Here is a 12,037-nt window from a genome sequence, read left to right on the forward strand (position 1 = left end):
CGTTCGGCAAGTTCGCTGTTGTGCTCACGCAGCCTTCTGTTCGAGGCTTCGAGGTCGTCGACTTTGGCCTGGAGGTTTTGGAACGCGACAGGAATTCCGTTGACTCTTTCGCGGGCTGCTTCGAATTCCTGTCGCAGGTCGGGGTGTTTGTGGGTGAGGACCCAGCGTTTGACTCCGGCTTCGGCGGCGAGCTGGACGACGGTGAGGGCTCCGGTCGAGTGGGTCGGCGTGCCGGCCAGGAGGCGTTGCATTGCCGCTTGGATGGCGTCGCGTTCCGCTGTGCGGTTCGTGCTCATGGTCGGGGCTCCTGGTGGTTGGCGATGATCTGCTGGAATCGGGCGAGTTCGTGTTGTTCGCGTGCGTGGCGGATGGGTGGGGCGAGCGGGTCGTCGACGATGGCCTGCAGGGTGTCGACGCGTGTGCGCAGGAAGTCGATGTCGCGGTCGCTGCGGGCGATGTTCACGCACGAGGGTCTGCAGTCGTCGATGTCGGGGGTGCGGCGACTGCTGCGTTCGTCAGTACTCAGCCGGCAGGCGGCGCGGGCGGGGTCGAGAACGCAGGTCATGCCCTGGCCGGGGAAGATCTGCAGATCGGGGTTGGTGAGCAGGGTGTGGGCTTCGCGGGTGGTGCGCAGGACACGGCTGGCGAACTCGGCGGAGGCGGCGACGCGGTGGCGGTAGGTGTCGGCGGCGGGGCCGCTGACGTGCTCGCCGGCCTGTAGCTGCTCGTGGGCTTCGGCGAGGGTTTCGAGGCAGGCGAGCCATTCTTCGAAGGTCAGGTCGTCGGGGAAGCCGGAGGCGTAGTTGCCGGAGTAGCCGAGGGCCATGTTGATGCGGACGTGGTGTCGACCCCGCCCACCTCGACTCAAGGACCTTGGAGAACCCGGCCCGCGTCGGGCCCTCACCATGCCCACCGGCCGACGCGGCCTCAAACAACCTTGCTCAGCCGACCAGCAGCACCAACTGAAAAGCCGAGGTTAAGCCGACCGACCTCCTCTTCCCCGGAGAGTTCGGCGGCAGGCTGGCGGGCTCGGTCTTTCGGCGGGTCTGGGACAAGGCCCGAGCGGAGGTCCTCCAGCCCCACGAGTACAAGTCGTCGGCAGGTAAGCGCGTGTATGACTGCCGCCACACCTGCCTCACTGCGTGGCTCAACAAGGGCATACCCCGGCCCAGGTCGCCGAGTGGGCCGGGAACAGCGTGCCCGTGCTCCTGGCGATCTATGCGCGGTGCATCGCCGGCCAGCGGGACAATTACCTGAAGCAGATCCGCGACGTCAGGTACGTCAGCAAGGCCAAGTAACGCGGATGCGAAAAGGGCGGTGTGGGGCCCCGGTGGATAGGGTCCCGCACCGCCCTTCGGTGTTGCCTCACGGGGCCATTTGGATGCATTTGGGTTTTAGGGACTGGGGGACGCATGGGGGACAGGCACCCGTAGAGCCTTGGTTTCAGCCGGTGTCAGCCGGACTGCAGCACCGTTCTGCGAACCGACGTACGCTGGAAATCTGCGAAGGTCAGACGCGGTCTGACCAGGTAAAAAAACGCCAAAATGACGTGACGTCAGTGGCGCCCCCGGCAGGACTCGAACCTGCGGCCAAGCGCTTAGAAGGCACCTGCTCTATCTTCGCGTTTCCTGGTCGCCGACATGCAGGTATGAGTGGGTTCGGGCAGATTCGCCGACAGCAGACGCATTGAGTCCCGTACGGACTGGATTAACTCGGCAAAGGAAGCAAACCTAGAGCGGTCTTGGGAAAGCAGAACCCGCTCTCTGTACATCAACTGGGGCCGCGAGAGGTGCGTCGCGGGCGCAACATAGCCGACGATCGCCGGTTGGCCAAACCGGCGCTTCTCCAGACCATTGAAGGATCAGGGGACGCCGAGGCGTCCCGATGTCTCGTGTGAGGAGGCATGTAGCTTGTCGAAGCTGCCAATACGCGAATCGTCCTTGCCTTCTGCGGACCATGTTCGCGCCCTCCTGAGCTGGATCCAGGATGAATCTTCGGGAGCCGTTTTCCCTTTCTTCGCCTCCATGGCGGGCACCGCGCTGTCGCCGGGCGAAGCAGCCTCGGTTCGGGTGCAAGACGTGACGCTCCCGGACGGGGAGTTCGGGGAGGTGCTGGTGCGTGCCGGCGAGGGCCGGAGGGTTCCTGTCTCGCCGGACATTGTGGGTGTGTTGAGGCGCTGGATCGACGAGGCGGATCTGGAGGCTGAGGATCTGCTGTTCCCGGCTGAGCGGGGCGGACAGTTGGCATCCTCCGAGTACAAGAGGGCGTGGAGGCGGGCTCGCCAAGCGGTGTTGAGCCCGGACGAGGTGCAGGCGGGCTTGGGGGAGCAGGTCTCCAGTCTGCGCGACTCCTGTCTGGACCGCTGGCTCGAGGCGGGCGTTCCTTCACGGGGCGTCGCTGAGTGGGCCGGCGTGAGTGCGAGCTGGATTGCGCTGCGGTACCCGCACCGCTTCCGGCTGGAAGACGTCGAGATCGACTGGGGCCACCTGGAGGAGATCTTGCGCCTTCCGGACATTCCCGAGCAGTAGTTTCCCGTCCCGCGCTCCGCCTCACGATCCGAGCGCAGGACCACAGCCGAGCACATCCCGAATGTCGGCGGTCCACGCCTCACGTGACCGTGTCACATGGCTCGGTTCTTCAGCGATCTGGTCCTACTGCCCTGACAGGGCCGGTTGACCTGCGTCGTGGACCGCCGACAGCCCGCTCCCATGCTCGTGCATTCATCCACCCTTCGCCGCCAAGGACCCGTCCATGTCAGCACGCTCTCCATCTGATCGATCCACAGCATCGGACGCAGGCGGCACCGCTCGCAGAGCGTTCCTGAACGTGAGGGACGCGGCCCTGTATCTCGGCCTCTCGCCGAGCACCCTCTACGTCTGGCGGCACCGGCGCCAAGGTCCCCCGAGCTTCCGGATGGGCCCGCGCGGCCGTGTCATGTACCGCGTTCAAGCCCTGGACTCCTGGGTCCGCGCACAAGAGCAGGCCGACTCGCGTTCGAACGAGGCTCTGAGCCCTCTCAATACGGCGCCACAAACCCACTCGGACTACACGACAGGCGCATAGCGCACGCCTGGTCTCCTTGCATCGCCTAACCCGGAGGGGTCGTTTGGCCGGATACGTCGAAGACCGTTGGATCAAGAAGAAGGAGGAGCCGGCCACTGGGAAGAGAGAGAAAACCGCTCGCTACGGTAAGGGCAAGCGGTACAAGGTCGCCGGCATACCCGGTGTCCGGGACCGATCCTTCGATGTCCTCGAGGACGCCAAAGCGTGGCTTCGCCGGGCATCCACGGATGAGGAGCGGGGCGAGTTCGTGGACCCGCGCGACGGATCCATCACGCTGGCCGATTACATCGCGCTGCACTGGGCGCCGGGCAGAGGCGGTGCTCCGAAGACCCAGGACAACCAGGAGCGTAGAGCGCGCCTCCACATCATTCCGCACCTGGGCCGGCTCCCTCTCAAGAACATCACGGCGTCGGATCTGCGCGCGTACATAGCCAAGCTGGCGTCAACCGTCTCCTCGGTCGATTACCAGCGCGGCATCCTGTCCGAGTTCTCCTCCATTCTGGAGGCGGCTGTCGATGACAAACGGCTCGCTGGGAACCCCATGCACGCCAAGTCCGTGCGGTGGCCCAAGGCGCCTCAGGAGCGCCGCGAGGCTTGGCCGTTGGCGACGGTGCTGCGGGTCCGCGATGTGATCAACCCGCGCAACCGAATAGCCGTCGTCCTTGGTCTGGGGTGCGGCCTGCGTCAGGGTGAGGTGTTCGGATTGAGCCCGCAGGACGTCGACTACGCGAGAAACGTGATCCATGTCCGCCGTCAGGTACAGACGATCAGCGGAAGGCTGTACTTCACCCTGCCGAAGGGGGCGAAGACCCGTGTCGTCGACATGCCCTCTTCGGTTGCGGAGGAGCTGAAGCTCCATGTCGAAGCGTTCCCGCCGGTGGAAGTGGAGCTTGCGTGGGGAACGCCGCAGGGGCAGGAGAAGAAGTTCTCGCTGCTGCTCAGCACACGGTTCGGCAATGCCGTCGCGGTGAATACGTGGAATACCTACACCTGGAAGCCCGCGTTGGCCAAGGCCGGCCTCATCCCGCCGCGAGCCGAAGGAGCAAAGCCCTGGCAGTGGGCAGCGGCTCCGAAGGACGGTTTCCACGTGCTGCGGCACACTTATGCCTCGCTCATGCTGGAGGCCGGAGAGTCCGTCGTGACCTTGGCGCAGTGGCTCGGGCACTCCTCGCCCGCGATCACCCTCGGTTACTATGCTCACTTCATGCCGGAGGCCGGAAGCAAGGGGCGCACCGCCATCGATGGATTGCTCGGGGAGCGGGGAGATCGGCAGGTCGGCCGAAACTCCCCAGATTCTCCCCAGGCTCATTGACGGATGATTTCCGTTGCTACACCCCTCCGTAGGCGTTCGTTGATTGCAAGGTCAAGAAGACAGGTGGCCTGAGAAAATGCTGAGAGAGGTCACCGCGACCCGCTACATCACGCCCCTGCGTGAGGGCGGCTCGCTGCCGGGGCTCGTCGAGGCCGACGACCTGGGCACCTACGTCGTGAAGTTCACCGGCTCCGCGCAGGGGCGCAAGGCGCTGGTCGCCGAGGTGATCGTCGGCGAGTTGGCGCGCGCCCTGGGGCTGCGGTTCCCCGAGCTGGTGCTGGTCCGCTTCGACCCGGCGGTCGCCGCGCACGAACCGCACCAGGAGGTGCAGGACCTGCTGCACGCCAGCGCCGGGCTCAACCTCGGCATGGACCACCTGCCGGGCGCCCGGGACTTCACACCGGAGGTCGCGAGGACGTTCGACGTCGATCCGCTGGAGGCGGGCCGGATCGTCTGGCTGGACGCCCTCACCGTCAACGTGGACCGCACGACCCACAGCTCGAACCTGATGATCTGGCCCACGCTCGGCGTCGCGCCCCCGAGGCTGTGGCTGATCGACCACGGCGCCGCCCTGGTCTTCCACCACCGCTGGGACGCCTCGGAGCCCGGGAAGGCGTACGACTTCCGGCGGCACGCGCTCGGCGGACACACCCCCGACACGCGCGCGGCCGACGCCGAGCTGGCGCCCAGGGTGACCGGGGAGCTGCTGCGCGCGATCACCGCGCAGGTGCCCGACGCCTGGCTCGCCGACGAGCCGGGTTTCGCGTCCCCCGACGAGGTCCGCGGGGCGTACGTCGACTACCTCCTCGCCCGGGCCCGGGCCTCCGCGGCCTGGCTGCCCACGGACTTCCCCACCCGCGCGCAACTCGCGGACGAGGACGCCCGCCGGGTCGCGCGGACCCGGCAGGACCGGCCGGACTGGCTCAAACGCGTCCCCGACCTGCACGGAAAGCCGACGGCGGAACAGGACTGGTCGGCCCATCTCGGCTGACCGCGGCCCCGCCGGTCAGCCGGTCAGCCGCTCGTAGGCCGGCAGGGTCAGGAAGTCCGCGTAGTCCTCGTCCAGCGCGACCGTCAGCAGCAGGTCGTGGGCCTGCTGCCAGCGGCCTGCCGCGAAGGCGTCCTCGCCCAGCTCGGTGCGGAGGTCCGCCAGCTCCCGGGCCGCGATCCCGCGGACCAGCGCGGGCGTGGCCCGCACGGTCTCCCCCTCGTGTTCGAACTCGACGCCCGCGTTGATCCACTGCCAGATCTGCGAGCGCGAGATCTCCGCCGTGGCCGCGTCCTCCATCAGGTTGAAGATCGCGACGGCGCCGGTACCGCGCAGCCATGCCTCGATGTAGCGGATGCCGACCTGCACGGCGTTGACCAGCCCGTCGTACGTGGGCCGGGCGTCGAGGGAGTCGACGGCGATGAGGTCGGCGGCCCGCACGTCGACGTCCTCGCGCAGCCGGTCCTTCTGGTGCGGCCGGTCGCCGAGCACCGCGTCGAACGAGGCCATCGCGACGGGGACCAGGTCCGGGTGCGCGACCCAGGAGCCGTCGAAGCCGTCGGCCGCCTCGCGGTCCTTGTCGGCCCTGACCTTCTCGAAGGCGGCCTTGTTGACCTCCTCGTCGCGCCGGGACGGGATGAACGCCGCCATGCCGCCGATCGCGTGCGCCCCGCGCCGGTGGCAGGTGCGCACGAGCAGCTCGGTGTACGCACGCATGAACGGGGCCGTCATCGTCACCGCGTTGCGGTCGGGGAGGACGAACCTGCGCCCTCCGTCGCGGAAGTTCTTCACGAGGGAGAAGAGGTAGTCCCAGCGGCCCGCGTTCAGCCCCGAGGCGTGGTCGCGGAGTTCGTGGAGGATCTCCTCCATCTCGTACGCGGCCGTGATCGTCTCGATCAGGACGGTCGCGCGGACGGTGCCCTGCGGGATGCCGACGAGGTCCTGCGCGAGGACGAACACCTCGTTCCAGAGGCGGGCCTCCAAGTGCGACTCGATCTTCGGCAGGTAGAAGTACGGGCCCTTGCCGAGGTCCAGCAGCCGCCGGGCGTTGTGGAAGAAGTACAGGCCGAAGTCGACGAGCGCGCCCGGGACCGGCGTGCCGCCGGCGTCCACGAGGTGCCGCTCGTCCAGATGCCACCCGCGCGGGCGCATCACGACCGTGGCCAGTTCCTCCGGCGCCTTCAGGGCGTACGACCTGCCGGTGCGCTCGTCCGTGAAGTCGATGCGGCGCGTGTACGCGTCGATCATGTTCAGCTGGCCGAGGACGACGTTCTCCCAGGTCGGCGCGGAGGCGTCCTCGAAGTCCGCGAGCCACACCCTGGCGCCGGAGTTCAGGGCGTTGACGGCCATCCTGCGGTCGGTGGGCCCGGTGATCTCGACGCGGCGGTCGTTCAGGGCCTCGGGTGCCGGGGCCACCCGCCAGGAGTCGTCCGCACGGACGTCGGCGGTCTCCGGGAGGAAGTCGAGCGTCGCGGTACGGGCGATCTCGGCGCGGCGCTCGGCGCGGCGGGCGAGGAGTTCGTCCCGCCGGGGTGTGAACCGCCGGTGCAGCTCGGCGACGAAGGCGAGGGCCTCCTGGGTGAGGACCTCCTCCTGCCGGGGCAGGGGTTCGGCGTCGACGACGGACGGCGGGGACGGCGCTGGTGCGGACATGGGCTGTCACTTCCTTCGGCGAACGGGGCACCGGGTGCCGGTCTGCCGGGCGCGGCGGTCGACGCCCGTGAGGGGTCGGACGCTTCTGATCAGTGGATGGTAATTTTCTTGTCGTGGAAGCTCAACGTTCTGCTCACGCCGCTCACCCCGGGCGCTGTTCGAGGCGGGCGAGATCCGCCACCGTGTCGATGTCGTAGGGCCGCGCCACGTCCGCGCACTCGACGAGCGTGATCGCGTCCTCGTGCGTCCTCAGATAAGCGCGTGCCCCCCGGTCGCCGGTCGCAGTCGCGGCGATGCCCGCCCAGTGGTCGCGGCCCAGCAGGACCGGATGGCCCCGCCTCCCTGCGTACGAGGCGGCGGCGAGCGTCGCGGGGGAGCGGCAGGCGGCCAGGAGCCGGGCCGCCGCCTCGGAGCCGATGCCCGGCTGGTCGACCAGCGAGACCAGTACGGCCCGGGCATCCGTGTCCCGCAGGGACGCCAGCCCGGCCCGCAGCGAGGACCCCATGCCCTCCTCCCACTCCGGGTTGTCCACGAGTACGCACCCGGGCAGGACCGCCTCCTTCCGTACGGCGTCGGCCCGTGCCCCCAGGACCACGTGGACGCGGTCGCAACCGGCGGCGCGCAGCACTCCGGCCGCGTGCTCCACCAAGGGGCGGCCCCGGTGTTCGAGGAGGGCCTTGGGGTGTCCGCCGAGGCGCCGGCCGCCACCGGCGGCGAGGAGGAGCCCGGCCACGTGGGCGTGATTGTCCGTCATTCCCCCTGCATACCTGACCCGTGAGCGAGAAGAGGATGTCCGGAGGCTGAATTTCGGTCCGCGTGGTGGCGCCCGGCGCGCCGGGTGGCGTTTACTGGCCCGCGTCCCGGGCGCCCGTCCCGCGCCGCGGGGCAGCCGGGCGGGGAACGACGATGCCGTGTGCGACGGCGGCGCGTGAAGGGGAGAGCTGTGTTGCGGAGCTTGGGGCAGAGGCCGGTCACCGACAGCGACGAGGATCCGAGAGTGGCGGAGCTCAAGACCGCCGTGTCCAGGTTGCGCCGCGAACTGGCCGCGCATCCCGCCGAGTTCCCGGACCGCGGCACGGCGGAGGACGAACTGGCGGCGCTCGCCGAGATGGCAGGCGGCGGCACCCCCGAGATCCCGCGGCTGCGCCGCTCGTTGCTCCTGGTCGCCGGCTCCATCGGCTCGGTCAGCGCGCTGGCCGCGGGGCTCGCGGCCGTACGCAGCGCGGTCGACCTGTTCGGGGAACAGCCGCGTCACTGAGCCCGGCCGGCCACCTCGGGTGCCCGCGTGATCGGCCACCTCGCGTGCCTACGTGACCGGTCGGGCTCCGGCGGACAGGAGAGCCGGGCGCGGCAGGACGGCCCCTCCGTACCGTGCGCCGGACCGGCGGCCGGTCCCGTTCTCAGGCCGTCGGGCCCGAACTCGCCAGCACCTGCGACAGCTCCAGCGCGACCTGCCGGAGCACGGGCACGATCCGCTCCGTGGCCGCCTCGGTGACGCGCCCGGCCGGGCCGGAGATCGAGATGGCGGCCGCGGTGGGGGAGTCGGGCACGGGGACGGCGAGGCAGCGGACCCCGATCTCCTGCTCGCCGTCGTCCACCGCGTAGCCGGTGCGGCGCACCTCTTCGAGCGCGTCGAGGAAGCCCTCCGGGGTCGTGAGGGTCCTGTCCGTCGCGGCGGGCATGCCCGTGCGGGACAGGAGCGCGCGCACCTCGTCCGCCGGGACGTGGGCGAGCAGCGCCTTGCCGACCCCCGTGGAGTGCGGCAGCACCCTGCGGCCCACCTCGGTGAACATCCGCATCGAGTGCTTGGACGGCACCTGCGCCACGTACACGACCTCGTCGCCGTCGAGCAGCGCCATGTTCGCCGTCTCGCCGGTCTCCTCGACCAGACGGGCCAGACAGGGGCGGGCCCAGGTGCCGAGCAGCCGGGACGCCGACTCGCCGAGACGGATCAGCCGCGGACCGAGCGCGTACCGCCGATTGGTCTGCTGGCGTACGTAACCGCAGGACACGAGCGTGCGCATCAGGCGGTGAATGGTGGGCAGCGGCAGTCCGCTGCTCACGGAGAGCTCGCTCAGCCCGACCTCGCCGCCCGCGTCGGCCATCCTCTCCAGCAGGTCGAAAGCGCGCTCCAGGGACTGGACGCCACCGCCGGCGGAGGCGGGTCTGGCGGCGACATCGGCGGGGGCGTCGCTGGCGCTGGGCGTCGGCACGGGCGCGGTCCTCTCAGACGGGCAGACAGGTGGGAAGCGTACCCGGCGGCCGGCCGGCCGCAGATGGCGTGTGCGGGAGGGGAGATTCCGGCCCTTGACGGCGCGGAGGGCGGAGTGAAGACTCCTTCAACAGAACGTTGAATCCCGGTACGCGGAAGAGTGCGCGGAAGAGGGGGTCCGGTGCCCGACGGCGGTCCGGCCGAACTGGTCCTGCGCTCGACACGCGTCATCACCCCCGCGGGAACACGCGCCGCCTCGGTCGCCGTCGGCGCCGGGAGGATCACGGCCGTCCTCCCGCACGACGCCGGGGTGCCGCCCGGGGCCCGGCTGGAGGACTTCGGCGACGACGTGCTGCTGCCCGGGCTCGTCGACACCCACGTGCACGTCAACGAGCCGGGCCGCACGGAGTGGGAGGGCTTCCGGACCGCGACCCGCGCCGCGGCGGCCGGCGGCGTCACGACGCTCGTCGACATGCCCCTCAACTCCCTTCCGCCGACCACCACGGTCGCCCACCTCCGCGCCAAGCAGGACGCCGCCCGTGCCGGAGCACACGTCGACGTCGGGTTCTGGGGCGGCGCCGTGCCCGGCAACGTCGAGGACCTGGGGCCGCTGCACGACGCGGGCGTCCTCGGCTTCAAGGCGTTCCTGTCGCCGTCCGGGGTCGACGAGTTCCCCGAGCTGGACCAGGAGCAGCTCGCCCGGGCCCTCGCCAGGACGGCGGAGTTCGGCGGGCTGCTGGCCGTCCACGCCGAGGACCCGCACCACCTCGCGGAGGTCCCGCCCGGAAGCGGCCGGAAGTACGCCGGCTTCCTCGCCTCCCGGCCGCGCGAGGCCGAGAACGCGGCCGTGGCGAACCTCCTCGCGCAGGCCGCCCGCCTCGACGCACGCGTCCACGTCCTGCACCTGTCGTCCGGCGGTGCACTGCCGCTGGTGGCGGCCGCCAGGCGCGAGGGCGTACGTGTCACGGCGGAGACCTGCCCGCACTACCTGACGCTCACCGCCGAGGAGGTCCCGGACGGCGCCACCGAGTTCAAGTGCTGCCCGCCCATCCGCGAGGCCGCCAACCGGGACCTGCTGTGGCAGGCGCTGGCCGACGGCACGATCGACTGCGTGGTCACCGACCACTCGCCCTCGGCGGCGGACCTCAAGACCGGTGACTTCGCCACCGCGTGGGGCGGCATCTCCGGACTCCAGCTCGGTCTGCCGGCCGTCTGGACCGAGGCCCGCGGACGCGGACACACCCTGGAGGACGTGGTCCGCTGGATGTCCGCGCGTACGGCGCGCCTGGCCGGGCTGGACGACCGGAAGGGCGCCATAGAGGCGGGCCGCGACGCCGACTTCGCGGTCCTCGCCCCCGACGAGACCTTCACCGTCGATCCCGCCGCGCTCCAGCACCGCAACCCGATCACCGCGTACGCGGGCCGGACCCTGTACGGGGTCGTCAGGTCGACGTGGCTGCGGGGCGAACGCGTCCTGTCCGGCGGCGGGTTCGCGAAGCCGCGCGGCCGGCTCCTGTCCCGCCGGCCGTAGTCCGGGCACCCGCGGCGGCCACCGACCCGAAAGGACGTCCTGATCACCGTGACGGAGCAGCAACGATCCCCCGCGGCCCGTTTCACCGGCGACGCGGAGCCCTACGGAGGCGGCGACCCGTACGCGGACCACCGCACCGCCGACTTCCCCTTCACCCGGTACCCCGACCTCGCCGACCGGCGGCTCGGCGCCGGGGTGATCGCCGCCGGCGACGAGTTCTTCGCCCCGCGCGAGAACCTGCTGCTGCCCGGGCGGGCCGAGTTCGACCCCGGGCGCTTCGGGCCCAAGGGCAAGGTCATGGACGGCTGGGAGACCCGGCGCCGGCGTGGTGCCTCCGCCGCGCACCCCTGGCCCGCCGCCGACGACCACGACTGGGCGCTCGTACGCCTCGGCGCCCCCGGTGCCGTACGCGGCGTCGTCGTCGACACCGCCCACTTCCGCGGCAACCATCCGCAGGCCGTGTCCGTCGAGGGGACCTCGGTGCCCGGCGCCCCCTCCCCCGGGGAACTCCTCGCGGACGGCGTCGCGTGGACCACGCTCGTACCGCGTACGGAGGTCGGCGGCCACGCGGCCAACGGGTTCGCCGTCGACGCCGGGCGGCGCGTCACCCACATACGGCTCAACCAGTATCCCGACGGCGGTGTGGCACGCCTTCGCGTGCACGGCGAGGTCGTGCCGGACCCGCGGTGGCTGTCGGTCCTCGGCACCTTCGACGTGGTCGCCCTGGAGAACGGCGGCCGGGTCGAGGACGCCTCCGACCGCTTCTACTCACCCGCCGGCAACACGATCCGGCCCGGGCGTTCCGGGCGGATGGACGACGGCTGGGAGACCCGGCGGCGCCGCGACCGGGGCCACGACTGGATCCGCTACCGGCTCGTCGCCCGGTCGGAGATCCGGGCGATCGAGATCGACACGGCCTGCCTGAAAGGCAACTCGGCGGGCTGGGCGAGCCTTTCGGTGCGGGACGGGCCGGACCGTCCCGACGGGCCGCGGGGGGCCCGGGGGGAGTGGACGGAGGTGCTGCCCCGGACGCGGCTCCAGCCCGACACGAACCACCGGTTCGTGCTGACGGCGGCGGCGGTGGGTACGCACGCGCGGCTGGACATCCTCCCGGACGGGGGTATCTCGCGCCTGCGGCTGTTCGGCGGGCTGACGCGGGACGGCGCGGCGGCGCTGGCCGCACGGCACCGGGAGCTCGGCGGCTGAGCCGGTGGCCGGGGGAGGACTCCGCTCCCGCATCCGTCTCCGCTCCCGGGAACGGAGACGGATGCGGGAACG

13 protein-coding genes are annotated in these 12,037 nt (G+C 70.7%); 8 read left to right on the forward strand and 5 right to left on the reverse strand.

What is annotated here, in order from left to right; genetic code table 11:
• Positions 1-296: hypothetical protein (locus KM933_RS34150; protein WP_221359828.1), on the reverse strand; the 296-nt coding region annotated here is incomplete at its 3' end.
• Positions 293-826 (reverse strand): hypothetical protein, encoded by a 534-nt coding sequence (locus KM933_RS34155; RefSeq protein WP_221359839.1) that lies wholly within the window; start codon positions 824-826, stop codon positions 293-295. The genes KM933_RS34150 and KM933_RS34155, both read right to left, overlap by 4 nt.
• Positions 827-1,142: 316 nt before the next feature.
• On the opposite strand from KM933_RS34155, the gene KM933_RS34160 reads away from it, so the two are divergent.
• The 5 genes from KM933_RS34160 (at position 1,143) to KM933_RS34180 (ending at position 5,366) form a co-directional block, all read left to right on the forward strand.
• Positions 1,143-1,298 carry a hypothetical protein gene (locus KM933_RS34160; RefSeq protein WP_221359841.1) on the forward strand — a complete coding sequence of 52 codons (156 nt, stop codon included), beginning with the start codon at positions 1,143-1,145 and terminating at the stop codon, positions 1,296-1,298.
• 612 nt (positions 1,299-1,910) lie between these two features.
• Entirely contained in the window at positions 1,911-2,528 is a 618-nt protein-coding gene (locus KM933_RS34165; RefSeq protein ID WP_221359843.1) for a tyrosine-type recombinase/integrase, read from the forward strand.
• A gap of 223 nt (positions 2,529-2,751) precedes the next feature.
• Positions 2,752-3,063: a helix-turn-helix transcriptional regulator gene (locus KM933_RS34170; RefSeq protein ID WP_221359845.1), complete on the forward strand. Its 312-nt coding sequence runs from the start codon at positions 2,752-2,754 to the stop codon at positions 3,061-3,063.
• 43 nt (positions 3,064-3,106) lie between these two features.
• Entirely contained in the window at positions 3,107-4,375 is a 1,269-nt protein-coding gene (locus KM933_RS34175) for a tyrosine-type recombinase/integrase (protein WP_221359847.1), read from the forward strand.
• A gap of 76 nt (positions 4,376-4,451) precedes the next feature.
• A complete protein-coding gene (locus tag KM933_RS34180; protein ID WP_221359857.1) occupies positions 4,452-5,366 on the forward strand; it encodes a HipA family kinase in 915 nt (304 codons plus the stop codon).
• A gap of 15 nt (positions 5,367-5,381) precedes the next feature.
• On the opposite strand, the gene aceB is transcribed toward KM933_RS34180, so the two are convergent.
• Together aceB and KM933_RS34190 are read right to left on the reverse strand one after the other, a co-directional pair.
• Positions 5,382-7,016: a malate synthase A gene (gene aceB / locus KM933_RS34185; RefSeq protein WP_221359859.1), complete on the reverse strand. Its 1,635-nt coding sequence runs from the start codon at positions 7,014-7,016 to the stop codon at positions 5,382-5,384.
• Between the two features lie 142 nt (positions 7,017-7,158).
• Entirely contained in the window at positions 7,159-7,770 is a 612-nt protein-coding gene (locus KM933_RS34190; protein ID WP_221359870.1) for a nucleotidyltransferase family protein, read from the reverse strand.
• A 189-nt stretch (positions 7,771-7,959) separates the two neighbouring features.
• Between KM933_RS34190 and KM933_RS34195 the strand changes: the two genes are divergently transcribed.
• Positions 7,960-8,274, forward strand: a complete 315-nt coding sequence (locus KM933_RS34195; RefSeq protein ID WP_221359872.1) for a DUF5955 family protein — start codon at positions 7,960-7,962, stop codon at positions 8,272-8,274.
• Positions 8,275-8,416: 142 nt separating this feature from the next.
• Here KM933_RS34195 and KM933_RS34200 read toward each other — a convergent pair whose 3' ends face one another.
• Entirely contained in the window at positions 8,417-9,229 is an 813-nt protein-coding gene (locus tag KM933_RS34200; protein ID WP_221359874.1) for an IclR family transcriptional regulator, read from the reverse strand.
• Between the two features lie 180 nt (positions 9,230-9,409).
• Here KM933_RS34200 and allB point away from each other — a divergent pair, with 180 nt between their 5' ends.
• Together allB and alc are read left to right on the forward strand one after the other, a co-directional pair.
• A complete protein-coding gene (allB, locus tag KM933_RS34205) occupies positions 9,410-10,759 on the forward strand; it encodes an allantoinase AllB (RefSeq protein WP_221359876.1) in 1,350 nt (449 codons plus the stop codon).
• A gap of 48 nt (positions 10,760-10,807) precedes the next feature.
• Positions 10,808-11,965, forward strand: a complete 1,158-nt coding sequence (gene alc, locus KM933_RS34210; protein WP_221359878.1) for an allantoicase — start codon at positions 10,808-10,810, stop codon at positions 11,963-11,965.
• Positions 11,966-12,037: the final 72 nt, after the last annotated feature.

The organism is Streptomyces beigongshangae, assembly GCF_019710745.1.
In the GTDB taxonomy this organism is placed as follows: domain Bacteria; phylum Actinomycetota; class Actinomycetes; order Streptomycetales; family Streptomycetaceae; genus Streptomyces; species Streptomyces beigongshangae.